23 protein-coding genes and 3 pseudogenes are annotated in these 25,770 nt (G+C 49.6%); 6 read left to right on the forward strand and 20 right to left on the reverse strand.

All coding sequences use genetic code 11. The features are described 5' to 3' along the window. Positions 1-226: 226 nt before the first annotated feature. The 6 genes and pseudogenes from HYD27_RS04385 to HYD27_RS04410 all read right to left on the reverse strand — a co-directional run bounded on the left by HYD27_RS04385 (position 227) and on the right by HYD27_RS04410 (position 3,579). The gene (locus HYD27_RS04385) at positions 227-766 is read right to left on the reverse strand and encodes a GNAT family N-acetyltransferase (protein WP_219211865.1); all 540 of its coding nucleotides are present in this window, start codon (positions 764-766) and stop codon (positions 227-229) included. A gap of 395 nt (positions 767-1,161) precedes the next feature. After that, positions 1,162-1,419, reverse strand: a complete 258-nt coding sequence (locus HYD27_RS04390; RefSeq protein ID WP_219211867.1) for a hypothetical protein — start codon at positions 1,417-1,419, stop codon at positions 1,162-1,164. Positions 1,420-1,622: 203 nt separating this feature from the next. Beyond that, a pseudogene (locus tag HYD27_RS33050) lies at positions 1,623-1,742 on the reverse strand (ACP S-malonyltransferase); the annotation flags it as partial. After that, entirely contained in the window at positions 1,715-1,888 is a 174-nt protein-coding gene (locus HYD27_RS04400; RefSeq protein WP_219211871.1) for a hypothetical protein, read from the reverse strand. The gene HYD27_RS04400 and the pseudogene HYD27_RS33050, both read right to left, overlap by 28 nt. A gap of 16 nt (positions 1,889-1,904) precedes the next feature. After that, on the reverse strand, positions 1,905-2,870 hold the full coding sequence (locus HYD27_RS04405; protein WP_219211881.1) for an acyltransferase domain-containing protein: 966 nt from the start codon (positions 2,868-2,870) through the stop codon (positions 1,905-1,907). A 31-nt stretch (positions 2,871-2,901) separates the two neighbouring features. Then, positions 2,902-3,579 carry an MBL fold metallo-hydrolase gene (locus tag HYD27_RS04410; protein ID WP_219211883.1) on the reverse strand — a complete coding sequence of 226 codons (678 nt, stop codon included), beginning with the start codon at positions 3,577-3,579 and terminating at the stop codon, positions 2,902-2,904. A 758-nt stretch (positions 3,580-4,337) separates the two neighbouring features. On the opposite strand from HYD27_RS04410, the gene loaP reads away from it, so the two are divergent. After that, on the forward strand, positions 4,338-4,871 hold the full coding sequence (loaP, locus tag HYD27_RS04415; RefSeq protein WP_219211885.1) for an antiterminator LoaP: 534 nt from the start codon (positions 4,338-4,340) through the stop codon (positions 4,869-4,871). A gap of 1,235 nt (positions 4,872-6,106) precedes the next feature. Here loaP and HYD27_RS32880 read toward each other — a convergent pair. From HYD27_RS32880 to HYD27_RS04425, 3 genes are all read right to left on the reverse strand, one after another. Next, on the reverse strand, positions 6,107-6,451 hold the full coding sequence (locus HYD27_RS32880; protein ID WP_375373889.1) for a hypothetical protein: 345 nt from the start codon (positions 6,449-6,451) through the stop codon (positions 6,107-6,109). 138 nt (positions 6,452-6,589) lie between these two features. Further along, a complete protein-coding gene (locus HYD27_RS04420; protein WP_219211886.1) occupies positions 6,590-6,916 on the reverse strand; it encodes a hypothetical protein in 327 nt (108 codons plus the stop codon). Positions 6,917-7,416: 500 nt separating this feature from the next. After that, positions 7,417-10,233, reverse strand: coding sequence for a glycoside hydrolase family 2 protein (locus HYD27_RS04425; RefSeq protein ID WP_309242012.1), 2,817 nt, complete (start codon positions 10,231-10,233; stop codon positions 7,417-7,419). 200 nt (positions 10,234-10,433) lie between these two features. Here HYD27_RS04425 and HYD27_RS04430 point away from each other — a divergent pair. Further along, positions 10,434-10,792, forward strand: a pseudogene (locus HYD27_RS04430) (TetR/AcrR family transcriptional regulator). A gap of 45 nt (positions 10,793-10,837) precedes the next feature. Here HYD27_RS04430 and HYD27_RS04435 read toward each other — a convergent pair. Both HYD27_RS04435 and HYD27_RS04440 read right to left on the reverse strand, forming a co-directional pair. After that, positions 10,838-11,827 carry a Gfo/Idh/MocA family protein gene (locus HYD27_RS04435; protein WP_219211897.1) on the reverse strand — a complete coding sequence of 330 codons (990 nt, stop codon included), beginning with the start codon at positions 11,825-11,827 and terminating at the stop codon, positions 10,838-10,840. Between the two features lies 1 nt (position 11,828). Further along, on the reverse strand, positions 11,829-12,848 hold the full coding sequence (locus HYD27_RS04440) for a Gfo/Idh/MocA family oxidoreductase (protein WP_219211899.1): 1,020 nt from the start codon (positions 12,846-12,848) through the stop codon (positions 11,829-11,831). A 145-nt stretch (positions 12,849-12,993) separates the two neighbouring features. On the opposite strand from HYD27_RS04440, the gene HYD27_RS04445 reads away from it, so the two are divergent. After that, positions 12,994-13,860: a MurR/RpiR family transcriptional regulator gene (locus HYD27_RS04445; protein WP_219211902.1), complete on the forward strand. Its 867-nt coding sequence runs from the start codon at positions 12,994-12,996 to the stop codon at positions 13,858-13,860. A 15-nt stretch (positions 13,861-13,875) separates the two neighbouring features. On the opposite strand, the gene HYD27_RS04450 is transcribed toward HYD27_RS04445, so the two are convergent. The 5 genes and pseudogenes from HYD27_RS04450 to HYD27_RS04470 all read right to left on the reverse strand — a co-directional run. Then, on the reverse strand, positions 13,876-14,223 hold the full coding sequence (locus HYD27_RS04450; RefSeq protein ID WP_219211904.1) for an MmcQ/YjbR family DNA-binding protein: 348 nt from the start codon (positions 14,221-14,223) through the stop codon (positions 13,876-13,878). Positions 14,224-14,260: 37 nt separating this feature from the next. Continuing rightward, positions 14,261-14,746: a nitroreductase family protein gene (locus HYD27_RS04455; protein ID WP_219211906.1), complete on the reverse strand. Its 486-nt coding sequence runs from the start codon at positions 14,744-14,746 to the stop codon at positions 14,261-14,263. After that, entirely contained in the window at positions 14,733-15,101 is a 369-nt protein-coding gene (locus HYD27_RS04460; protein WP_219211908.1) for a hypothetical protein, read from the reverse strand. Before HYD27_RS04460 ends, HYD27_RS04455 begins: the two co-directional genes overlap by 14 nt. 779 nt (positions 15,102-15,880) lie before the next feature. After that, positions 15,881-16,714 carry a Cof-type HAD-IIB family hydrolase gene (locus HYD27_RS04465; protein WP_219211910.1) on the reverse strand — a complete coding sequence of 278 codons (834 nt, stop codon included), beginning with the start codon at positions 16,712-16,714 and terminating at the stop codon, positions 15,881-15,883. Between the two features lie 81 nt (positions 16,715-16,795). Further along, positions 16,796-17,095 (reverse strand): annotated as a pseudogene (locus HYD27_RS04470) (P-loop NTPase family protein); the annotation flags it as partial. A gap of 57 nt (positions 17,096-17,152) precedes the next feature. Between HYD27_RS04470 and HYD27_RS04475 the strand changes: the two are divergent. Next, positions 17,153-17,680 (forward strand): cupin domain-containing protein, encoded by a 528-nt coding sequence (locus tag HYD27_RS04475; protein WP_219211912.1) that lies wholly within the window; start codon positions 17,153-17,155, stop codon positions 17,678-17,680. A 60-nt stretch (positions 17,681-17,740) separates the two neighbouring features. Here the strand turns inward: HYD27_RS04475 and treR are convergent, their stop codons facing one another. Genes treR through treC form a run of 3 tightly spaced genes read right to left on the reverse strand, consistent with a single transcriptional unit; the run spans position 17,741 to position 22,250 of the window. Further along, a complete protein-coding gene (gene treR, locus HYD27_RS04480) occupies positions 17,741-18,475 on the reverse strand; it encodes a trehalose operon repressor (RefSeq protein WP_219211913.1) in 735 nt (244 codons plus the stop codon). Positions 18,476-18,505: 30 nt separating this feature from the next. Further along, positions 18,506-20,521: a PTS system trehalose-specific EIIBC component gene (treP, locus tag HYD27_RS04485; protein WP_219211926.1), complete on the reverse strand. Its 2,016-nt coding sequence runs from the start codon at positions 20,519-20,521 to the stop codon at positions 18,506-18,508. Between the two features lie 28 nt (positions 20,522-20,549). After that, entirely contained in the window at positions 20,550-22,250 is a 1,701-nt protein-coding gene (gene treC / locus HYD27_RS04490) for an alpha,alpha-phosphotrehalase (RefSeq protein ID WP_219211927.1), read from the reverse strand. A 475-nt stretch (positions 22,251-22,725) separates the two neighbouring features. Here treC and HYD27_RS04495 point away from each other — a divergent pair, with 475 nt between their 5' ends. Continuing rightward, complete coding sequence (locus HYD27_RS04495; RefSeq protein ID WP_219211928.1) at positions 22,726-23,025, forward strand: hypothetical protein; 300 nt, start codon at positions 22,726-22,728, stop codon at positions 23,023-23,025. A gap of 26 nt (positions 23,026-23,051) precedes the next feature. Further along, positions 23,052-23,678 carry a LysE family transporter gene (locus HYD27_RS04500; protein ID WP_219211966.1) on the forward strand — a complete coding sequence of 209 codons (627 nt, stop codon included), beginning with the start codon at positions 23,052-23,054 and terminating at the stop codon, positions 23,676-23,678. On the opposite strand, the gene HYD27_RS04505 is transcribed toward HYD27_RS04500, so the two are convergent. Continuing rightward, positions 23,626-25,077 (reverse strand): amino acid permease, encoded by a 1,452-nt coding sequence (locus HYD27_RS04505; RefSeq protein WP_219211930.1) that lies wholly within the window; start codon positions 25,075-25,077, stop codon positions 23,626-23,628. The two genes, HYD27_RS04500 and HYD27_RS04505, sit on opposite strands and share 53 nt — an antisense overlap. Positions 25,078-25,770 lie beyond the last annotated feature (693 nt).

The following is a 25,770-nucleotide window of genomic DNA, read 5'->3' on the forward strand; positions in this document are numbered from 1 at the left end:
AGAATCAGATAAATTAGGGGTCCTTTTTCCCACTAACGTTTGCGAAAAAGGGATGTGGAGAGAATTAAGTTCACTTTTTCCACTTGGGCTTAGACCCCGACATCAAAAAAGGTATCCTCCAAGATGTATTTCGATCCGTTAGTCTTGCAATGCCCGTTAATACAGAAAAACGGCAGCCGTAAATCTGGCTGCCGTTTTTTCCTGTTCATTTAAGTTGCCGTATAGCTCACTCGGAGGGATTGATAATAGCCAGAACCTGATGATCCTCCCACACGCCGTTGATCTTCACGTTGCTCCTGGCGATACCTTCTTTGTGGAATCCCGCATTCTCAAGCACACGGATAGATCCGGGATTCCTGGGAGAGGCCTCGCCTGTGATCCGGTGAAACTTCAGCACCTCGAAGGCATAGCGTACCGCCTGCTTCACAGCCTCCGTCATATAGCCTTTGCCGTTATAATCCCGGTCCAGGCTGTAGCCGATCATACAGCTCTGAAGCGGCCCGCGCTTCACAAAGGTCAGTCCTATATTGCCGATAATCCGGTCATCTTCCTTGCGGCAGATCACGAATTCATATTTCAGGTCCTCTGCCCTGTCGGCTCTCCCTTTAATAATCCTTTGGAGCTGCTGCTCTTCTGTGTAGAACGCCTCATCCGGACTGCTTGGAGAAAATTTCTCAAAAAAATCCTGATTGCGCTTAAGCATTATTGTCAATTCTTTGGCGTCCGCTTCCTCCGGGAACCGGATGTACACCTGCGGCTCTAACATCTGCACCATCCCCGCAAACTGATAGTTTTAGATGATTATATCACAGGGCGGCCGGTTCAAGCTCCGTTTCTGGTGTTGGCACATGTACGGATTGGATGAATTCCCGCACCTTTTCGGTAAACAGCTTCGCATGCGTAATGTTGGGCAAATGTCCGGCAGCCGGAATCTCCACAGCTCTGAATGTGAAAATGCGTTCATGCAGGAAACATGGGCGGGTTAACGCCTATGTATTATTGGAGGAATACATTTGCCAACTACAGTTTCCCATATTTTGCCCTTTCGTGCCAGTCAATCAATGCGCTGGAGGCAGCCATGGGGACATGGAGGGATTTTAACCAACAGTGAAGCCTTCTCCAGGGTTCCCCTTACCTGGCATTGCATGGAGGACGCCGGGGTTATGCTTCTGCGATCTCAGGCCGGGAGGCTTTGAGCAGAATTCTCCGGGCAGGCACAACACGGCCTCCGGAATCTCTTCGGAGCCCCTGCACCCTGAATTTAACCAATGCTGCGGTTACGCTGATGTAGCTGGAAGCCTCAATGTTCTGAACTCCGCGGCTGCCCAGCAGCTCCAGCAGCCATCCCGCGCTTGCCCGCGGCTGCAACAAATTCTTTGGAGGCGGTGCCGCGGCCCATGGCTCCAGCCCAATAAGCATATTTCAGCTTGTAATCCTCTTTAAATTCAGCACTGCCCAATTGGTCGGCTTGAAGGGTCTGGGCAGCTTGGGGCAAGGAAGAGAACGCATGGCTATCGGCAGGTGCCGGGTTGAGGCTCAGCTTCAACCGGAGCTTGAACGGCAGCCTTTATCCCAACGCTTGGCTCTGCGTGCAGGTCGATGAATTCCGGCTCGGCGACAACCAAAGACTCCGAATCCCGCTGAATGGTTTTCACCAGTCCATTAAGCACATGGCCGGGGCCGACCTGCTTAAATTCCATCTCGCCTTTTCCCATCAGGAAGCGGATGCTTTCCGTCCACTTATGCTCAGGGTCTTCCAGCACAGCCGCTTCAGGGAATAGCCCGGAATGTCATCTGCGGTCTTGACATATTCCCTGAAGCTCTCGAACAAATCCTCTCCCATGCCCTTGTATTGGGAGCCTTGACCGGGGAAAAGGTACGTTGTCATTCAGTCACCTCTTAGTCTAAATTCTGGACAGCATTAACGTCTTCTTCAGTTTCTCTATGTTCAGTCCCTCTCGGTTGTACGGTGTTAATATCATGTGCTGCTGTGACGCCGAATCTTGTGCAAGGTTATACTTGACCATCGTAGCAAGCGTGCCGGACGGGCCGGCATCAATGTATACATGCGGGGCCGTCTGTTCCAGGCCGGATATGGCTTCGCGGAAAAGAATCGGATATCTGATGACATTCCAGAAGTAAGCATCCGGCAGCCGGGAGATTTCTTTTCCGTACAGGCTGGATATAAAACGTAAGCGAGGCGGCCGGCAATGGATTGAGTCCAAATACTTTTTGTATTGGGGACCAATCCCGTCCAGCATTGCAGAATGAAAAGCATACTGGACCGGCAGCTTCACCGAGAGGATAGAGCTCCGGTTCAATTCCTGAACCGCTTTATCCAGAGCTTCTGTACTGCCCGAGATGACAAAATGCATGCTGTAGTTTTCCGAAACCAGGCTGCAATTTTTATGAATCAGCGGAATTTGCCCAAATAATGCGGGATCACCGAGAACAGCGAGCATCCCCCCTTGTGCGCAGCCCTCTTCGAGATATTGAACCTGAGCGGCAAGCATATCCACGGCCTGCTCGACCGAGATTATTCCCGCGACCGCGGCGGCGGCGAACTCACCCAGGCTTGTGCCAAGCACGTAATCAGGAACGATTCCCTCGTCCATTAAAGTACGCGCAAGGGCGTATTCCACCATGAAGATCGAAAGATGGGTTACCGGTAATTGATCAAATACTTCATTGACCTTCCGGCCGGCGTTGTAGAGCTGATGCAGCGGGCTGAAGCCCATTTGCCCTTCAATCCGCTCATCAAGCATGATCATGCAGCTTCTGAATCTGGAATTCCCCTGAAATAAAGGGCTGCCCATCTGGTAATATTGGGAGCCTTGCCCCGAAAACAGGAATACAGTAGACGGCTTCACGTTTCCTCCTCCAAATCTGTCTGTTGCTTGCTTATTTAAAGCTGAAAATATTTTTCTGGTTCGGTCTCATGCGAAAGTCCACAAAATGATTCCGCTTATAAATCTGAAAATAAATATTCTCCTCTTTGAGGCTGCCCAGAGTGTGCCCCGTGCCTTTGCCGAACGAATGCCCCGGGTACACTTTCACGTAATCAGGCACATAGCTCTTGATCATTTGAATGCTGTCATACATATCCGATGGCGATCCTCCCGGGCAATTGCAGATGCCGCATCCCTCAGTAAATACCGTGTCCCCGGAGAACATACTGTCATGCAGCAGGTAACAGGCACTTCCTGCCGTATGCCCCGGAGTCAAAAGGCATTCTATGACTGTATCCCCAATTCTGATGCGGTCTTTGTGTCCGAAACCGGTAAGATTGGGACTCTGGTAGTGATAATAATTGATTTCAATGTCAGACATATAGACCTTGGGCTGATACAAATTGACCAAAGGCTGGACTAAATTCACATGGTCTTCATGGGAATGCGTCAATAGGATCGCAGATACTTCAACGCCGATACGCTCCAGCAGCTCCGTGAATTTACGGATTTCCCAAGCAGGGTCCACGATCGCCGCCGTTCCGGTTGCCCGGTCAACAATGACGTAGCTGTAATTGAGAAAATGAAAAAAGCCCGTCTTGAGCTCATAAATCTCGCAGCTGTTATTCAAACTAATCTTCCCCCTGTCTTCCATCGCCTTTAACTGCTCACGTTCCATCGGGTCAATAAAGTTAGTACAGTGACGGGAGTTTACACGAAAATGCTTAAAGCCTGCTTTACAAAAAAAAAGAAATGGCTGGCCCCGGTTAGCCAGAATGGCTTAACAAGACCTGCGCATTTCTCTCCAAGGAATAAACGATGTTAAAAATCAAGCTTCCGATATAACTGTAAATAATTTACATATTTTAGGGCGGTTCATCACCACTCACGCTTTGAAATACACGCCTAATGGAGCATTATGTACTTTAAAATTGTGCTAACGTGCCGAAACAGCGATTAGTCAATTGTAAAGATTGAACGTACGTCTATAACTGATTTTCACGAATATCGAATAGATTCTATATATGTGTATATATTAAATATTTTATGTTATTTGCATTATGACCTAAATCACATTTAATGGTATTTGTGTTGTAAATTATGATATTTTTAATGTATTCTATATTATCATGTATTTTCCTCGTTTATTGTAATGTTTTGTAAAATTTCAGCTCACCCACTTGAATTAATGTGAAATTTTGATATATTTCATATTAAGCAGTATTAATCTTAATAAATCCCATTTGTTATATATTTATAGGCATTGGATTTGACCGAAGCATTGTACAGCCACAGCAATAGCACCAAGAGCCGCTTTTACCTTTTTCTTGAGACAGATAGTGTTAAAAAAGCTGCAAAGCCCACTATAAATTTATTGAGGTGTAGAGAATGGTCAATTGGTATGCCTTGTTTGTGGAAAATGGGAAAGAAGATCTGGTCCAGAAGCATCTGCATTTGAAGTTTGATCAGTGTGCCTTGCGGACCCTCGTTCCCAAAAGAAAAATTACAGAAAAAAAAGAAGGCATAGTCAATCATGTGATGAAGCAAATGTTTCCGGGATATATTTTTATTCAAACGGAAATGAACAGTGTCATATATAATGACATAAAGAGTACACTGCGGATCTACAAGCTGCTCAACATCGGGAACTTCTATGAGAGGAAAGAAACCCATTTCTCCAGCATAGCCCTTGAGGAAATGGATGTGATCCTGAAGCTGACCGGGTCTGAAGGCTATATTGATTATTCCACCGTACATATAGACAAGGACTCCAAGGTCACGGTCATATCCGGTCCGCTTAAAGGCTTGGAGGGCATTATTAAAAAAATTGACAGACATAAAAACAGGGCGAAAATTGTAATTAATCTGCTGAGGCAAAATCTGACTGTGGATGTCGGCATAGAAGTCCTGCGTCCAGAATGAACTATCTATTCAAAAAATGCTCCGTGGAAACTCTCCTTTGAGTTTTTCAACTCCCATTCGCCCGTACATCCATCATCAGCTGTGTTTCAGCATACCGGCGGGAAGTGCATGGAAAAAATTATTGAGGCAACCGGTTAGGCGCATTGAAGACTCCGGGTTCATCAAGTTGAAGTCTTTTCTTTAAAAAATAAGAATTTATCCTAATTTCGAAAGTAAGTATCCACAAATCATCTAAAAAGCTCTACACGAAGGGATTTCTTGCTAATAACAGCTTGCACCCAAGATGGTGAAGGAAAAAGAGGGGTTATCCCTTGTCCGATCTGGATGGGTTCAATTCACTTTCAAAATTCAGGTTTATATGTTTCACGCTATCAATTAGCCTTATCTTTCTCGCTGGAACGGATACCGTCCTTATAAGGACGGCGCAGCCGGTTTCTTCTTAAAAGATCAGAATTTATATGTTTTGGGGTCCCCGCAAAGTACCTGAGTCATCATCGAAGCCAAGGCCCCGCTTTGTGGGGTTATTTTGCGTAGAATATACGTAGGCTTCTGGAGTGGACGCTCTGCGAACGGAGCATTGTCTGGGTCGCTGTGCTCTCCAGATTTATTTCATTCCCCTTAAGAGCTGCGAGGAAATGAGTACCCGCTTTTGTTGACAAAAGCTCCACGGTTTTGGGAGTTTTGTCAACAATTTAGCTGTACTTTATTTCGTCGCAGTCTCTTAGCGGTGAAAATCCGGAGACCCGGGCGGCCGCTGCCGCTGTTCCGCGGGTCCGTCCGCTCCGCTGTTTAAGCGGGAGGCGGTTCTGTAATCTTTAATTAACACCATAAAGAAACCTAATGTATAGGAATGGAACCGGAGAACCTGAACAAGCGGATGGAACGCAAGGAGGAGATTCATAGGGAACGGAAGCGAAGTGTAAAAAGTAACACTAATGGGCTGGAATTCTGGCTTGAACGGGCTTTAGTGGGATTTTGTACACTTAATGGAGGCCATCTCCCTCCCTACGGCTGATTTCAGCCGGATTAGTTGTACTTTTTCCCACTAGGGATGATCCAATATCCGAATGCGCTACCTTAGTGTTACTTTTTACCACTAAAATGGCTGCCCTTTTTATTAATGGTTCAAGTTCAGCTTAAATTAGGCGTATTTCTCGGTAAGGGAGAGAAACCATTTCAAAGAAATGAGCGCGGCAATTCTCCCGAACGCATCTTGGAGCAAATGTGCCGGACATTTATATGACGCTGCATGAATCGAGCAGGAGGCTACCCATTAGTTGAATAGCCGAACTCTCACACCGCCGTGCATACCGTTCGGTACACGGCGGTTCAACTGTTTGAGTGCAATTGACGTAGACGCTCGTACTGGGCAAGGAAGTCATATACCATGCCTGTGCGAGCTTTTCGTTTGTTACAGAGCGGTGCAGTACTGCGCTACCGGCCATGCGCCAGTATCCCCGCCTTGTATTTCCCCAATGATACGCCTGCCACTCCGGTGTCCCTAGCTTTCGCAGGTTCTGTACCTTCGTCCTCGGCTTCTTCCATTGCTTCCAGATGTACATGCGCATTCGTCTTCGCAACCATTCATTCCAGCTTTGCAGGATTCGCTTCTTGTCTGCTACATAGAAATAGCACGATCCATCCGTGTATATAGACCTTCACGTTCTCCATCACCTGCCGCGCCTTCCTGTCCTGGCTTCGACTGGTTAGCTCCTTCTTCAGTTTCTTCTTTGCCTTGGACAGCGATTGGCGGTGTACGCGCACGTATACGCTTCCCGGATGCTTTGCAGGAGTTCCTCTCTGTTTTCACGCAGCCACGGCAACGCTGCAAGGGCGGTCATCTCATCGATTCCGGGCGCTCCGTGGTTGCGTTTGACCTGTTTGTACACCCGGTTCAGATTGTCTCTGTCCAGGATTCGTTCCATCAGATCGATTGCACCGTCTCTTTCTTTTCCTTCCCGAGCTTCGATGCTCCGCGCTCCGGCATACCCTTCGCGTTCCACGCGATCTCTCTGCCGGCAGCCCTTCCGGTATTCTGCTTTCATCGCATCGATTCTCCTTTCCGTCTGTACTCAAGACTTACGGTTGTTCAGTCCTTCCGCTTGCCGCGACAGCGGCAAGCGGACTATGGTGTCTGCTGACTTCTCACCGCAAGCTTTACTCCATATTCCGGATTTTTTTCCCCGCTCCACGTCTGTGAGACCTCCCCGGGTCAGAGCGATAGCTTTCCCCTCATCCATCTGCGACATTTACATGATGAGATTAGGGCAGTATTGGACTTTGCTCTGTGCAGCAAGCTCGTCCGTCTCATCCTGCCTCTATGTGATTTCTGTTCGTCAGACCGGGGGGTTGCCTCCGGCTTCCTTCAGATTCCTCCTCACGGCGGACACCCTTGCCCTTGGCTAACAGTTCCTACTGCCAAGCCTGCAGCGGACTTGCACCGCCTAGTTATCGCCCATGCCGGGCGCACTGCAAATAAGCCTTGTTCATACGGCAGGCTGCCGTGTGAACAAGGCTTATGCTTTTAATCGCGGTCAATACTCGTCTATTGAATTAACTGAAGCAGCTCTGCTGCGCTCGCTTGGTACTGTGGCGTGAATTCCCTGGATAGCATATAATTCGCCAGACTGGACAGGAATTGTCTTCCTTCCGGTGTTTCCCCTGCTTTGTCCGCATCCAGGGCGCATACCATCAGGTTGCCGGGGCCGACCTTACACTCCAGGAGGAAGCCCAGCTTATGATTGCGTTCAAAGTTGTCAATTGTCTGCACTAGGGGATTCCATTCCTGGTCCGTTCCGTCCAGTATGAGCGATTTCGAGTGCTGAACAATACTCCACCACGGGTAGGTGGAATATTCTTCGCAAGGAAAGTCCCGGAATACAGGATGGCTATTGTTGATCAGAAGCCCCATGGTACCCACAGGTACCGGCCGGTTCATACTCTCGGAAATGGAGCGGAACATTGGATAACACCAGAAATCGGTACAATAAAATCCCTCTACGGCGTTGTGAAGGGACTCCGGTTTCGGCATAAGCAGCACATTTTCACCTTGCGCCAGCAGCGCAAGCGCCTCTTCGGAGAGCTGCTCGAACACGTGGATTCCCTCAAGCAGACTGCCCTTCATCTCCGGATAAATCCACAGGTCGTAGGTCTTGCGGATATCCGTGCCCTCGATCCACAGGGAGAATACAGCTTTTTGCATCCGCTCGACAGCAGGAAGCTCAAGGGTCACCTGGCAGATATCAATGTAATTCGTCCCTGCCGGGAATAAGGCTTCGGCGCCTCCTTCAGCCAGCTTATCTCCGTCTGTGGCCAGCTCCCAGTGAAGCCCGAGGCTGCCCGGCGTTCCGCTCCGGTACCAGCACAGCTCGACGCGGGCGCTGAACTGTTCACCGGAGGTATAGTTGTACTTCGGAAATCTCGCCATCAGAACGGCATCACTGCAGAAGGTGCGCCATTCCTCAGGCGTTATCATCCCCTTGGAATCCATAAAGGCATCGAGAATACCGACTAACGCTGTACCCTGTCCGCTGAAATCCTGCAGATCGAGCAGCTGGAAGCCGGCAAGCCTCCGGGAACGGAAGGCCGCCTCCAGCTCCTCTTTGTAGCAGGCTACGGCGAGCTGACCCGAGCACGCAAAGTATTTGGCAGCCAGGTGGCCCAGTCCTTTACTCTCCAGCCGTTCCCGGAAGATTTTGAAATTCCCGGCTTTGAGCGGGCCGGAGTATTTGCTGATTTCTTCATAATTGGGATAGGTCGCATACTGCCCTATCTCATGAGAGACAACCGGAATCCTTGGAATCCATTCCCCGGATGCGCCGCCGAGCTGCACCGTCTTGGCTTCAGTACCGTACTGGATCTGGATCGTACCTCCAGTCTCTGCGGCTGCATCTTCCCCGCTTCGCAGATCCGGAGGAACGATCTGACCGTCATAATCCTTCATTGTTCCCGGCAAATCAGTCTGGACATGCCCCAGAGGTGCGTCGCACATTGCATAGGAGCCCCTGAACAAGCGGTCTCTGGAAAAGCGCACTCCGCTAAAGAAATCGTCATGCTCCAGGATTTCCGGAACAAATTGGTGGTTATTGGAGCCTTGCGTGTACAGATGTCTGTTGTCGAATGCTTTGTAATCCTTCAAAATCGCATCAATCCTGGTTCTGCTGCCCCATAGCTCGTTGCCGAGCGACATCATCACGAAGGATGGATGATTGCCGAACGACTGCAGAATCGCATAGCCCTCGCTGATCAGATAATCCTGCTCCGCCTGATTGTGGCCCCCGTCGGTTGGTTCCGTAATCGTTCCCCAGAACGGAAGCTCCGGCTGCATGTAAATACCCAGCATGTCTGCAGCGGCAAAGGCCGCTTCCGGCGGACAGCAGGTGTGGAAACGGTAATGATTGATGCCGTAGGATTTGGAAATCCCCAGGATTCGCAGCCATTCCTCTACCCCGGTCGGCGCATATCCGGTCAATGGGAAAATCAAACCGTCATGCTTGCCGCGAAGAAAGGTCTTCTCTCCATTGATCGTAAATTTGTCGCCGTCCGTTTGGAAGGCCCTTAGGCCGAAGATCAGCTCGTGCCGGTCGGCGGCTCTGCCTTCCCTATCCTTCAGAATGATGCTTATGTTGTAAAGATTAGGTGCGGCTTCGCTCCAGAGCAGCGCATCCGCACCCAATTCGTAGACGATGGAAAACTCGCCTGGAGACACTTCGAACTCCTGCTCGGGCACAGAGTGTGCCGTCAGACTATTGAAGCTGGCGGCTGCAACAGCAAGGGGGGCAGCAACCGCTCCGGTGAGGGCTGCCGTGATTTTGACGGAGCGGCCGGGCAGATCCGGGTCCAGACGGATTCCGCTCAAATACGATGTGCCGTAAAACTGCAGCTCCATGCGTCCGGTAATTCCGTTCCAGTTAGTCTGGGTATCCGGCGAAGTCAGATGTCCGCCCTTGGTCGGATAGCCGGTATTGTCAACCCGGATGGTAATCGTCTGGGTGCCTGCCCGCAGATGGCCGGTCAATTCGTAAATATGGGGGGTGTTCAGACTGTCCCGGCTGCCAATCTCTTCATCGTTCAGCCAGAGTGTCGTCAGCCGTGTTCGTTCCAGGTATAGAAAACATGTCTTTCCGGCAAGCTCATCCGGAATAACGATCTCCTTCGAATACCAGGCCTGTCCCTCGAACAGATATTCATCCGTTAGGGCACCGACTGCAATCTCCTCATTCTTGGTTCCCTTGCGGGCATACGACGTTGTGCCCGGCAAGGAAATGACCTCTGAAAAAGGCAGCTGCCGTCCCTGCTTCTCCTTGTCCAGCTGCAACTTCCACTCGCCTTCAAGGCTGATCTTTGTCTGCAACAATCTCACTCCTGTCATAGTCTCTCTAAGTCTAAAAGCGCTTTTGGAATGCAAGCGTTTTCTCTGAATTATACTCCATCCCACTTTGTTAGTACAGGAATATCCTAACAAAAGCAACATTTCCGAATTTAGTTATCTAAAAAACGTTCAATCAAGCACCGCCCAATAATAGTTATTGATATGATATCAGAAAGCATGGTGGTTCTCGCATGGCAAAAGTAGATCGAAGAATACTCAAGACCCAGGAAGCCCTGAAAAAGGCTATTATTGATCTGATGGCCGAGAAAAATTTCGATGATATTACGGTACAGGATCTTTCGGACAGGGCAAATGTTAGCCGGGGTACCATCTATCTTCATTACATGGACAAATACGAAGAGTTCAGGAATGAGGTGAATGTAACGATCGGCAAAAACCGCGGATTAGCGGATTAAATGAAGAGATTGTCATTAGTTTTGTTGCATCGGCGTATGTGGGGGTAGTGGAATGGTGGTTCATGAATAATAAGCCGGTGCCACATCATGTTTTGGCTGAGCAGCTCGGTACGCTTATAGAGAGGGTTGTATAATTCAGCTTCCATTGTCCCTCTCTATTCATAAGGTTTCCTAAGCAGCTAATGGACATCGGAACCAAATACAAGCTTGGCCGACTGCTTGGCCTGTTCAACCACACTCATGACCCTGCCGCTGTGCTCCAGCATTTCATTGGCCTTGTCCAGATCCTGCTCTCTGATCATTCGCTCAAATTCAACGAACTCGTCAAACATGCGATGCGGATGGTCTTTATGATCCACTCGGATTGGCGCTGCTTTATTGGGAGAGTATTCAAAATAGTCGCATACATTTGCCGGGCTTGGCATGCGTATATACCCCTTGTTGCCTTGTATGTTCATATTGCTTGGGGCTGTGCTGTCCTTCGAGCCAATGCAGACACACTTGAAATCGCCGTAATCAAGCATCAGTATTCCTGAAGTATCAATTCCACGCTCCATATTCGCATAGTACTCTACCTTCCAGGGACTCCCGAAGAAACCGACCACCAAATGAATATTATATAAATTAATATCCATCAAGGCTCCACCGGACATTCCAGGGCTGAAGGCAGGCAGGCTTTCTCCTGCCTGGAAGGCTTCGTACCGCGAGGAATACTGGGAATAGTTGCACTCCACGATTTTAATCTCGCCAAGCTTAGGCAGGAAGTCCTTCATCGCTGCAACATTTTTCAAATATTGATTCGAAATGGCTTCCGCCAATACCCGCTTTTTTAGCCGGGCCAGTTCCTTGAGTTCAAGAAATTCAGTCAAATTGGAAGTGAACGGCTTCTCGCAGATGACATGCTTGCCCCTGAGCAAGGCTGCTTTTGCATAGGAATGGTGCAGGTGGTTGGGCAGCCCGATATAGACAGTGTCCACTTCCTCATTCAGCAGCATTTCGCTGTAATCCGAGTAGATCCGGGAAATCCTGTATTCATTTTGAAGAGCGAGCAATTTCTCCCTGTGGCCGGGTCTGGAACAGATGGCCTGCAATGAAATACCGGGAATCTCACCAATAAAGCTCAGTAAATCCCCTACGATCTTTCCGGCTCCGACAATTCCTAGCTTCATATCATTTACACTCCCCTATGCCTTCTTCAAGAATGCCCATGACAGCTATCGTCTCTTCGTCTTTGATTACTTTTTCTTGACCGTGTATGATGGCTTGGTAGAGACCGTCATAGACCCGGGCATAATCCCCCTTTTCAGAGACTACTTTTTCCTCATGATAATCGCCTTCCGCATCCAGATAGGTCAGGATGCCATAATGCTCCGGCAGATCAACACCAAAGTCTGGATGCCCCTTAGGGAGGTGAAATAATTTCAGATGCTCTTCCTGCCGGTCAATCGTCTGCTTCACGAAGACCCCTTTTTTACCGTACACCGCAAAGCTGGGGCGGGCTTTCAAGCGGAAAAAGCTGGATTTAATCGATACCTTGAGTGAAGAATAATACAAATCCAGATCAAAGTAATCATTCATCCTTCCGGGGCCCAGCAATTGACGGACATCGCAGTGAACCGATTCCGGTGTGCCGAAATAGGAGAGTGCCTGGTCAAGGGTATGAACACCGTGTCCGTATAAATAGCTGTTGTATCTGGAAAAATGCGTAATGGAATTCGGGGTCTCAGGACGGTAATAATCATAATTCATTTCCACCTCCAGCAGATCACCAAGCTTGCCTGACTCAATCACTTTTTGAGTGGTGAGAAAATCTGAATCGTACCGTCTGTTCTGGTAGCATTGTATGATCAGGTTCTTCTCTGTGGCGTATTGAAAGATGGAGACCGCCTCATCCCGGCTCATCATAAAAGGCTTCTCGACAAGCACATTCTTTCCGTGGTCCAGCGCCATTTTGGCATAGGTATAATGGGTATCCAGATGTGTGCAGACAACGATCAGCTGAATTTCAGCATCGTTCATTAATACTTCAATATCACTGGTGTACAGCACGCCAGGTGCTTTGTCCCATTCCTCTTTATCCGGATTCCGTGCATATACAGTCTTCACATTCAAATAGTCCCGGTTCAATGAAAAAGGCAGATGGTAACGGTTCGTGCTTTTGCCATTCCCTATATATCCGATGGTTAGCATGCTCTTCCCCCTCAGGTTCTTTTTCATTTATTATAGAAGAAGAATGCCGGGCGTAAAGGATTAGGCGGCAAAACGGTACAAACAACCGTTTAATGCTGTCCATAACGCTTTATTTTTGAACAAAATGTTTATTGAGGTGAATCTCTTGAAACTACTGCTGCAATTAGAGGAAATGCAAAGCTTCACACCGAACGAAAAAAGCATCGCAGCGTATATTTTGCTGCACAAGGAAAGCATGCTGAATTTGAATATTCAGGAGCTTGCCAAGGCGACCTACACTTCACATTCGGCGATTAACCGGTTAACACATAAGCTTGGGCTATCCGGCTTCAAGGAGTTCAGCATCAAGCTGGCGCGGGAATTCCAGCAAACCACACAGATTATTCCCAGCGTTGATCCCAACTATCCGTTTGGCCATGAGGAATCCCCGCTGCAGGTGGCGCAGGAAATCGCAGCATTGCTGAAGGAAACGATCGACAAGAACTTTGCATTCATGGATGCTGACCTGCTGTCACAGGCGGCCCATATGCTGGACAAGGCCAAACGGATCTTCATCTATGCTTTGGGCGATTCCCAGATCCGGGCGAAAAGCTTTCAGAATAAATTGATCAAAATCAACAAATATGCTGTGATTGCCACGGAGCTGTACGAATGGGCTTATCATGCGGTGAATCTTACCGGAGAGGATTGTGCGCTGTTCCTGACTTACCACGGAAGGTCGCCCATTTACTTAAAAGCAGCCGGGCATTTCACCCGCGAAAAGGTACCCTTCATCACTATCACAGCGAACCATCAAAGTGAATTGGCGAAGCTCAGTACGCTCTGCATCCAGGTACCCAATGACGAAGTGAAATTTGCCAAAATCGGAACCTTCTCCTCCCAGATTGCCTTTGAGTATGTCTTAAACGTAATTTACTCCTGTATTTATAACATTTCATACGCCAAGAATAGGGACTCTGCAGCACAGTCGTTGAAGCGAATCTATATCGATGACATGATGAAGGACGTATGAAGCTGCGAACTGCGTTCAGATCTGTTCCCGGAGGCTTTTAGGAAGCTTTTTGACAACCATATCGTAGGAGTGGTCAATCATGTCAAACACATCCGACTCCGGCAGGGAACCGTCAACCGTAACGGTATTCCAGTGCTTTTTGTTCATATGGTATCCCGGACGGACGGCCTTCAGCTGCTCTCTCAGGTTTTCCGCAATTACCGGATCACATTTCAGATTTATGCGAAAAGAATTTGCGCTGTCCTCAAAAATAAGCGCGAACATTTTACCGGCGATTTTGACTGCCATCGCTTCAGGTCCAAAGGGATATTCCTTGGCAGCCCCCTTCTTCTTCAAACAGTATTCAATGATGTTATTCCTCAAATCCGGCTCTCTCCTTTGCGGGTGATCGACACAGAAACTAAGCTAAATACGTGATTTTGGAACGAATCTCTGTCCGCGGCTTGGCTGCCGGAACTTCCACCGGATAACCAATTCCGAAGATACCGATCACATCATAATCCTGCGGCACACCGAGTATTTCACGATTGTGGGCTGAAGCGCCCAAAGAAGACCAAAAAGCACCTGCACCCGCTTCATGGACAGCCAACAATAGATTCTGCACGAAACAAGAGGCGGCCATAACATTCTCGTCACGCACGAACGAAGACGCTGCGGGTTTGGACAATACCGCAAGCACGACCGGCGCATTGCCAAAATCCGTTTTATGCTTTAATTTCGCTCTGGTCTCAGGTCCTATGAAAAGAAGCTCCCAGGGTTCGGTCATGCGGTGGTTGGGAGCGTAGCTTGCTGCCTCAAGCCATGTATGCAGCTGTTCCTCACTGACTGTATCCAGCTTGAATTGCTTAATATTTCTGCGGGTTTTAATGAGTTCATTGATGGTCATTTGCTTCATTCCCCTCTTCATTTTTAGGATCAGTTGAAGCTTGATCTTCGGAGCCTGTCTCATGTATCTGAAACATATGGCTGAACTCTTCGATGATGGCTTCTGTCGCTTTTAATTCACCGCTGATGACTTGTCTGATGGATTCGAACTCGGGGTCCTTTAACTGGCGCTGCAAAGTCGACCGATTGATATTAAGCTTATCCAGAAAGGCTACCGCCCTGCCGCGCCGGAAGGTTTGAGCGCTTTTGGGAGGATGATCCGGTGAATCTTTCGGCCCCTGCTTATGAAACTGTCTTTGCCCCTTGTGTTCCCAATGCTCCCGGTGTCTGTGCGTGCCCGCATGTCCTTCGCGCATAAATGTTTCCTCCTTATAAGTTGTATACGTTTGTATACGTAATGGTTTGTGCATACAAATATATTCGAAGGGATGGGGGATTGTCAAATTTCTTTATGGGGCGGGGAATTTCGTTTCCCCAGGGATGAAAGCTTCAGCCTCTTTACTCATTATAAAACATACGTTCTCTTTTGTTAAAGTTTTTATCGACAACCCTTTGCATGTATGAGCCGTGAGGAAGCGTGAAATTGGGGAGGCTAACCGAAATCGCCATCCGGGGCAAGGGGTGTCAATTCAAGTGAAGTGGAGTGAGTAAACTTAAATGGACGGAAAAGCTTTTCGCTATATGAGTTGAAGCGGAGAACCTGAAAAAGCTGGTGGAATGCAAGGAGGTTCATAGGGAACTGAAGCGAAGTGGAAAAAGTAACACTAATGGGCTGGAATCCCGGCTTTAACGGGCTTTAGTGGGATTTTGTACACTTCATGGAGACTCGTTCCTCCCATATGGCTGATTTCAGCCGGATTAGTTGTACTTTTTCCCCACTAGGGATGATCCAGGATCGGAATGCGCTACCTTAGTGTTCCTTTTTCCCACTAAGGTTGGCTGCCCTTTTTATTAATGTTTTAAGTTCAGCTTATATAGAGGAAATAGTGGGAAAAGGTAACTTAATTTCAGCGGATTTCCCTCTAAAGGAGTAAACGCAGCTCCCGTAACAATATCAGGAGCTGCTGTTAGAAAATAAGGCAGTTCAGTTGCATCCTCACTCCAATAGGTGCTCTTGCCCCATTTCCGATTCACTTTACAAGTACTGAGAAACCTGCTCTTCTGTTTCCTCCAGCAGCGAGGAAATCACTTTCAGAACGCCGTGCTCATTATTGCTGACCGTGTGATAATTCACTACCGCCTTGACTTCCGGCGAAGCGTTCTCCATGGCATAGCTGTACTTGCACAGCTTAAGCATTTCAATATCGTTGCCGCTGTCTCCGAATGCCGCGCATTCATCGGGTTGGATGCCGTAGCGTTCCAGCAAACGCTCCAGTCCTGAAGCCTTGTGACATCCGGGGATAATGAGATCGATACAGCTATGTCCACTGGTGACCGGGTCTACGATTCCATTCAGTTCTTTCATCAGCAGCGGCAGGTATTTCTCAACGCCTTCAGTGGATATGTCAGGGGTAATTATTGCGAATTTGAAGATCTGGTCATTAACCTGCCCAAATGCATTTACCTTCTTCAGCCGCGGATAGTATTGGCACATTAGATTATAGAATTCAGCGCTGGAGCTTTCCAGCACGTAAGCCCCGTCCACCCCGCACATGACTGCAGAAATATCCTCATACTGATTCAGCTTCTCCACGATCAGCCTTACATGATCCGGCGGGATCTCGCCGGTGAACAATACCTCCGTCCCGTCGATCACGTAGGCGCCATTTTCGGCAACATAGGCCAATTCGTCCTGTATCTCTTCAAAAATGGATTTCAGCTTGTAATATTGATTCCCGCTGGCCACCACAAACCGGACATTCTTAACCTTCATCAGCGCGTAGAGCCGCTTGAACCATTCTTGATTATAGGACTTTTTCTCATCCAAAAATGTACCGTCCATGTCTGCCGCGATTAATTTAATTTTCATTGCAGGCTCTCCCCATTTGCAGTTTCTGATTTTTATATGCCGCTTCATTTACTGTAAATGATGAAATGCATTTCATGTCAATTAGAGCTCTACAATTTTCGTTGCTGCATTACTGCAAAATTCCCGGTCATGTTCCACAAACTGAGGCTTTTGGCAATCAGCACTTTTTTCTTCTGGCCTCCGCTTGTAATCGGACAGATCCTTCTCAAATTGAATTCTGGAGAAGTCAAGCTTCCGCAAGATCGCTTTGAACAGGCTCTCATCAACCCCATGGTCCCTCGCATAATCTGTCAGGCTGCCCTGAAGGTATGGGGTGTCCTGGGAGACATAGGATATTTTCAGCTGGCTGTCCTTCGCAAAAGCGCCTGTAAAGTCTATATGAATAACATTTGCCCAGTACGGGGTAATGATAAGCAGACGCACAGGAGGCGATCCATAATGGTAAAAGCGGAAGGTTCCATACAGACATTTGTGTTCGGGAGGGATGGACTGCTGCCGAATAATCCGAAGCTGCCGGCCGTTCTCTACCGGGGTGCATTGATCAACAATCCTCAGGATATGGAGCAGCTATTCAATGATAACGGCTGGCTTAACAGCTGGCAGAACGGTGTGTTCGGTTACCATCATTATCACAGCAATGCGCATGAGGCACTCGGTGTCATTGCGGGCAGTGCCCGTCTGCAGATTGGCGGCGATGCGGGAATGTCACTGGAGGTTTATGCCGGGGATGTGCTGATCCTTCCAGCCGGAACGGCGCATAAATGCCTGTCCCGTTCTTCCCGGTTTCTTATAGCGGGCGCTTACCCGGACGGCATGAGCTACAACACCCGCCGGGCAACAGCCGAAGATCTGGAAGCAGCGCTTCCGGAAATCCCGGAGGTGCCGAGGCCGGCAAGCGACCCTGTATACGGACCGCATGGTCCTCTGCTGGAGGCTTGGGGAATTCCCGGAGTGTCTTCTCCCTGATCGAACCGGGCTTCTAATGGAAAACCGCCGCTGCTTCCAGTGGCGGTGATGTATATCCTTTTATCTTGGGTTTCTCTCGTTCTGGGTCCGGCGGGCAAATTCAACAAACTGGAACTTGTCCAGACGGTGCCGGGATTCGGTGTACTGAAACAGCTGGGTATCGACTAAATGCACGTAGTTGCGGACAACGACGATATGCCGGTAATCCTGCAAATCAAGCAGCAGCTTGTCTTCAGCGGTCACTTTCTCAACGGAAATCTCCTTCTTGGCGTAGCTGATCCGGAGATGCAGCCTGCCCTCCAGATACTCATAAATCGAATCCTCCGCTGCTGCCGACGGTATGGAAGGCACGACAGCAGGCAGGAAATAATCCTTGTCAAGGATGACCTTCTCCCCTTCAATCTCTCTCGCCCGGACAACCTTCCATACGGGATCATTGTCTTTGATGCTCAGCCTTTGCGCGACACCGCCTGCACAAGGAACCAGGCTGTTCTCGTAGACAAGGGTTCGAACCGGACGGCCCAGCCTATGGGCAACCTCTTTGAAGCTGATTAAGCCCGATACCGGAAAATCGAGGCGCTGCGTGTCGAGCACAAAGGAGCCCTTGCCTTTGATCTTATGAATATACCCGTTCTCCGAGAGCATTTGCAGCGCCTTGCGCACCGTTTCCCTGGAGGTGCTGTAAGCCTCGGCAAGCTCGCTTTCCGAAGGAATCTTCTGACCGGCCTGCAGCCGTCCCGACTGTATCTGTGACAAGCAGTCATGATAGATATGTGAATAGATATTCTTGTTCATTAGAATCACCATGGTCATTTTATCATGAATCTAACCTTGCAGATAGATCTTTAACACGGCATTCGGATGGGCTTCATCGCCGCCGGTCAGCTCTTCCACCCGCTCGATTACTTCCTGCCCGTCCGGAACGATGATCGGCGAAATGAGCGGATATCCGGCCGCTGTAATCGTATCCCGGTCAAATTCCAGCAGCAGCTGCCCGGCTTTGACCCGATCACCGGCGGCAACATGGGCTGTGAACCCGTTGCCCTTGAGCGAAACGGTATTGATGCCGATATGAATCAGCAGCTGCACGCCGGTGGCATGCTCCAGAATGACGGCATGCTTGCTCTTGATCACATGGGCAACCGTGGCGTCAAAAGGTGCGGTAACCCTCCCTTCGGACGGCTCCACTGCCACTCCCTTCCCCATCTGTCTCTCTGCAAAGGCCGGATCAGGCACTTGCTCCAGAGGCACTATCCTGCCTTGGACCGGTGACAGCACTTCCAGCACATTAACGGCTGCGGCCGGACTGGATTCCCGGGAGGAAACAGTCTGGACCGGAGCCGGAGCACCTTGCTCCGTGTGCTTATGATTATCCTTTACAGGTTCAGTAGCTTGCGTGTCTATGTTGTCCCCGTTATCTGAATCGTCCGTTCCGCGGCTGCGGATTTTGCCAAACAACACGGTGGCACCGAACGGAACAATCAGCGCAATCGCCATTCCAATAAAGAACACCCCCCACTGGCCCGGGAAGATCGACAGGAAGCCGGGAATCCCGCCTACTCCAATGGATGAAGCGAGCACATTATTTATGGCCAGCAGGACACCGGCAATCGCTGAACCTATCATCCCGAAGATAAAGGGATACTTGAAGCGCACATTCACCCCGAAGATGGCAGGCTCGGTCACACCCAGGAAGGCGGAGATGGAGGAAGTGACGGCCAGCCCCTTTGTCTTTTCCTGTTTCGCCACGAACATCATGCCGAGTGCGGCGGCGCCTTGGGCAATGTTCGACAAAGCGAGCATCGGCCAGAGGAAGGTTCCGCCTTCTGAGCCGATCAGCTGGATATCAACGGCCAGGAAGGTGTGATGCATCCCCGTAATAACCAGGAGCGCGTACAGTCCGCCATAGATCAATCCGCCCAGCGCCGGAAAACCGCCGAAGATACTGACCAGTCCGGAGGTAATCGCATTGGCAATGACGAAGGTGATGGGGCCAATAACTGTAAAGGCCAGGAAGCCGGTAATCAGCAGAGCCACCGGGGCCACAATCAGCAGCTTAAAGGAGTCGGGGACCTTTTTGTTCAACCAGCGCTCTAACCGCGCCAGCAAATAGGCCGAGACCAGAACCGGCAGCACCTGCCCCTGGTAGCCGATCTTGTTGACATGCCAGCCGAACAAATCCCATACAGGTACGGTACCCTCCACTTTGGCATCGGCATAGCCATAGGCACTGAGCAGGTCCGGGTGAACAAGAATAAGGCCGAGAACAATACCCAGCAGCGGACTGCCCCCGAAGCGCGTTACCGCCGACCAGCCGATCAGAGCCGGGAGGAAGGTAAAGGCCGTGCTGGCTATCGTGTTAATGATGGAAGCAAAGTCTTTCCACTGCGGATAGACCTCCACCAGGGAGGTATTGTCAAAAAAGATCCCGGGGCCGGTCAGGATATTGTTGATCCCTAGCAATAAACCCGCCATAACGATAGCCGGCAGAATGGGGATGAAAATATCCGCGAGTGTCTTGATCGCCTGCTGCAGCGGGTTCTGTTTTTTGCTGGCGGCAGTCTTCACTTCATCCTTGGTGGAACGGCTTCCTCCGGTGATGCTGATCATTTCGTCGTATACCTTGTCCACAAGCCCCGGACCGATAATAACCTGGAATTGGCCTTGCGAAGAGAAATGTCCTTTGACCAGGTCATTCTTATCCAGCAAATCCGTATCCACTTTATTCTCGTCGTTCAGGGCAAAGCGAAGCCGCGTTACACAGTGAGTTGCGGCTTCTATATTTTCTTTTCCTCCGACGGCCTTCACGATATCTTCTACATTCTGCCGATTGATTGCCATGTTCTGCTCCCCTCATTTCGTTGTTGTCCTAGCGGATAATCCACATATATGAGCCATAAGGCGGAATCTCAAGCGTCTTGCCCCAGGCGGGGGTCTGCCGGGTATTTCCGATCAGCAGTCTGGCCCCATTGCCGGCGCGGCTGGCCCAGAAATCCTCCGTAAATGAAAACCCGGTCTGTGTACCGCTGAAGTTGGACACCACAATCAGCGTTTCGGTCTCTCCAATCCTTGAGTAGGCAAAAATATGCGGATGCTCTTCATCCAATCTTACGAAGAGGCCGTCCGATATAACTTGCTCCTGCTTCCGCAGCTTAATCAGCTGCTTGTAATGGGCCAGAATGGAGTGCGGGTCGGCCTGTTCTGATTGAACATTGATTTGCCGGTACCGCCGGTCCACTCGGAGCCATGGGGTACCCTCCGTAAAGCCGGCATGCTCCGAAGCGTCCCACTGCATCGGCGTCCGTGAATTATCCCGGGAGCGTTCCCGGATGATCTCCAGCGCCTGCCCGCCCGTCAGCCCACGCTCCTGCAGAATCCGGTACATATTCTTCGATTCAATATCGTTGAATTCACGGATATCATGCCAGTCCGGGTTCGGCATCCCCAGCTCCTCCCCCTGGTAGACATAAGGCGTTCCCTGCAGGCCATGAAGCGTTGTAGCCAGCATCTTTGCGCTTTCAGTGCGGTATTCCCCATCATCTCCGAAGCGGGACAAGGCCCGCGGCTGGTCATGATTATTCCAAAAGAGCGCATTCCAGCCCCCGGCCTGCTGCATTCCTGTCTGCCATTCCGTAAAAAGCCTTTTCAGCTCCGCAAAATCATACGGCTTCAGCTCCCACTTCTGCCCGTTCTTGTAATCCACCTTCAAGTGGTGGAAGTTGAAGGTCATCGAGAACTCCCGTTCCTCCGGCTTGGAATAGCGGATGCAGTGTTCAAGCGTGGTTGACGACATTTCGCCCACCGTGACCAGATTGTAAGGTCCGAACACTTTGGCATGCAGCTCCTTGATGAATTCATGGACCCGCGGGCCATCCGTATAGAATTTCCTTCCATCCCCCGTAGAGGCGGAGGGATCATCGTCAGGAAATCGCTGATCCTTGGAGATCAGATTGATGACGTCCATCCGAAATCCGTCCACCCCCTTTTCCGCCCAATAAATCATCAGGTCTGCGGCTTCCCGTCTGACCTGCTCATTTTCCCAGTTCAGGTCGGCTTGGGTCTTGTCAAACAGCGCAAGAAAATACTGTCCCGTAGTCTCGTCAAATTGCCATGCCGGGCCGCCGAATTTGGACTGCCAATTGTTGGGTAATCCGCCATCCGGAGCAGGGTCCCGCCAAATGTAATAATCCCTGTAGGGATTATCTTTGGATTGCCTAGCCTCCTGAAACCACGGATGCTCTGTAGAAGAATGGTTGACGACAATATCGGTCATCAGGTGCATGCCGCGTTTCTTCAGCTCCCGTATCAGCTCATCAAAATCCTCCATCGTCCCAAAGGCAGGGTCAATCTGCCGGTAATCCGCAACATCGTAACCGTTATCATTTTGCGGAGATACATAGACGGGCTGCAGCCATACAATCTCTATCCCCAGCTCCTGTAAATAATCAAGCCTGCCGGTCAGTCCCTTGATATCGCCCGTTCCGCTGCCGGTGCTGTCCTTGAAGCTTTTGGGGTATACCTGATATACCGTAGATTTCCGCCACCATTGCTGTTGCGGCTCATTTGCCATTTGCAGTCCCTCCCGGATGTTGCCAAGTATCTTTTCGCCAACCTGTATATACAAGTATGGATTCTACACCTGTATATACAGGTTGTCAAACAGAATACAGCCTTTTTTCAAAATATAGGAATCTAAATCTGCTGATTCAGCGGATTGTTTTCGCTGCTTGGAGGGAGGTTCCTATATGTCATTGCTCTGAACCCGAACGGACCATATAGCTCCTATATTCTATATAGATCTAGCCGGAATAACGGACTGCAGCGTACTTATTGCCCCTCAAATTTGCTCTTTCAGGTACCCCCATAATCTAAAGACTGATGCGATAGCGGTTCAACCAAAAAGCAGTTACGTCATGGAGCCGCGAAATTTGCTGACGGCACCATTTGGTTAAGCACAAGCTGCGTCCAGAGATGCCCGGCAATATCTTCAGCGGAATAGGGCATGGAATCCATGAACCGCCTATAAGCTGGCTTATGAGCAGGATATGGATGCATGGCTAAAAGGCCACATCGTTCTGGTGATTCCGGTCAACTTCATCAGTGCGGTCTCCGGCGGCAACCTGCACAAGGCGGCCAAGGACAAGCGGCTCCTGATAAGCGCGGTTGAAGCCGTTGACGAAGGGTTTAGGGTAATGGAAGCGCTAGGCGGCAAGGCAATCCCTGCAGGAATCCCTTTGATCTCCAGAATATCTTCAGGGATAAGCCGTCTTCCTTCCGGAGAATCCAGCCCGCCGAGCGGTCCAATCGCGCTTTTGGTTGTCCTACAAACAGCCTTGGCTGAATAAACTTAGTTAAAAAGGAGGTGAAAGACATTAATGTATTTATAGGCTATATTTTCCTTGGATTATCTCTATCGGCTCCTATCGGACCGATTAATGCCGCACAGATGGACAAGGGCATACGCGGAGGCTTTTGGCCTGCCTGGGTTGTGGGGATCGGAGCGGTCAGCGCAGATATCCTTTATATGCTGCTGGTTTATTTCGGCGTAATTCATTTGCTCGATGCTCCGTTTATCAAAGCATTTTTATGGTTATTCGGTTTCTTTGTTCTGGTCTATACAGGTGTGGAGAGCATTAAAAATGCAGGTGCTCTTTCAGCAGATGAAAGCAGAGGCGGCGAAGCCTCTCTATCCAAATCCTATCTGTCCGGGTTCCTGATGTCTTTGTTTAATCCGCTTTCTGTCCTGTTCTGGCTTGGAATTTACGGGTCGGTCCTGGCTAAGGCTGCCAACGAGTATCCCATGCAGCAATTACTGATTTACAGCGGTGCCATAGTGCTGGGGATTCTCATCTGGGACATTTCAATGGCCGCCGCCTCCAGCATCTTTCGTAAAATATTGACTGCTCAAGTCCTGAAAGGAATTTCGGTATTGTCAGGCCTGTCGCTTATCGCCTTTGGTTTTTATTTTGGCGTACAGGCTGCCCGGCTGCTGTTCTGATCCGAAATACAGGCCCTCCGGATAGACCGTGCTCTATACCCTTCTGCCTGTCCGCATTGTTTCTTTCGGGAGAATTTTTCTTTTGTCGTATCCGCTGCACAATTAGATCACACACTGCGATCAATGCTACAATCAACAGGCTGATATACAAGCCCGGGCGGCTAAGCTTATGAAAAAGAGTGCCCGTCACGGCTGCCGCAATCAGCAGAAGTCCGGTCCAGCGCTTCACTCCGCTTGCCTTGCCTGCCTTCAGCAGCTTGCCGGAGGACAGCAAAATAAAGGACCAGTTATACAGCAGCATTAACCCGGCAGCCGTAGTGATATATTCATACACCTTTCCCGGCAGCAGCAGTGCCATTATAATGGCGGCAATTAATCCGGCAGAGATAAGGCACAAGGCATAAACCGGATATTTACCCTTCCACTTTCGCGAAAATAACCGGGGAGCATCCCCTTCCTGTGCAAGTGTAATCATCATTGAAGTTATCGCATACAGCGAGGCCGTCATCGTAGAGAATCCGGCGATGATCAGCACCCCGTTAAACAGATGGGGGACACAGGACAAGTGATCACTGCTGAGCGCAAGCACAAAGGGGCTTTTCTTCGGATTAAACGCACTTAACGGTACCATGGTCACAGCCAAGCCAATAGATAGTACATACACAGCCGTTAGTGTCAGCAGCATGACTTTTCCCGCTTTTGGCGCCTCCGCAGGCTTTTGAAGCCGGTAAGACATAATTCCAAGAACCTCTATCCCGCCGTAGGCATAAAAAGCAAAAATAAAAGCAGACCACAATCCAATCGGCCCGGACGGAAGCAGCGCAGGATAACTGAGCGGCAGTTTGGGGGTATACTTGCCTCCCCCGATCCAGCCTGCCAGAAGAGCAACGGCCAGAACCAGAAACATGAGAATAGCCGCCACCTTGGTTACAGCGAGGACATTTTCCACCCGGTCAAACCCTTTATTCCCGAAGAAAACGATAAGAAGCCCTGCCAGTCCGAAGCCTGCTGCAAAGACCCACATCGGTACCGCCGGGAACCAGAACCGCAAAAAAATAGACAGTGCAGTTAGCTGGCTTCCCATAATCAGCAGCTCCGAGAACCAGTATACCCAGCCGCTTCCGAATCCGGCCCAGTTTCCGAACGCTTTTTTGGCATAGGAACGAAAAGACCCCTGCTCCGGATGTTCTGCCGTCATTCGCGACAAAGCATCGAATACGACGTAAGTTCCAGCGGCTGCAAGAATATAAACAACCAGGACCGCCGGTCCCCCGATGGAAATCGCCAGGCCGGACCCCAGAAAATAACCGGTGCCAATCGTGCCTGCGGCCCCAAGCAGGCTAAGCTGCCACCATTTTAAATTTTTTTCGTCTCTTGAATCCTTGGAAGGTTTGTTCAATACATTCAGTCCTCGCTCCGGTTAGGCTTTTGACATTTGCTGCTCCATCCCTAGACTTCCCTTTACACTGTTTTTCATGAATCCGGATTTACTTGCCGTAAAATTCAAGCATATAAGTGGAAACGGCTACGCCGTCCTTAACCGGGCAGCGCAGCGGTTTGCATTTCAGGTGTAAGGCTGGCTGCTGAAGCCAGGCGGGAAGCCAAGGGGAAAAAGGTCTCTTCATATTCCTTCCAAGTGGAAACGGTCACCTTATATTCCCCCAGCCGCTTTTTTGCAAGTGTTAGCGGGAAAAAGGAACTCTAATCGATCAGTTTCTCTCTCTTACGGGGAATACGCCTAAATTAAAATGAACTTGAACCATTCATTCAAAGGGCAGCTATTTTATGTGTTAAAAAGGATAACTAATCCACCGCCTTCGGATACTGGATCATCCCTAGTGGGAAAAAGTATAACTAATTCAGCTGAAATCAGCCGTATGGGGGGAGCGGGCCTCCATGAAGTGTACAAAATCCCACTAAAACCCGTTAAATCCAAAATCCCAGCCCATTAGTGTTACTTTTTCCACTTCGCTTCAGTCCCCTATGAATCTCTTCCTTGCGTTCCATCAGCTTGTTCAGGTTAGCCGGTTCCATTCATACACATTAAGTTTCTTTAATGTGTTTTTTTAAAGATTACAGAACCGCCTCCCGC

Origin of the sequence: Paenibacillus sp. S150, assembly GCF_019352175.1 — a bacterium.
GTDB lineage: Bacteria > Bacillota > Bacilli > Paenibacillales > Paenibacillaceae > Paenibacillus_AQ.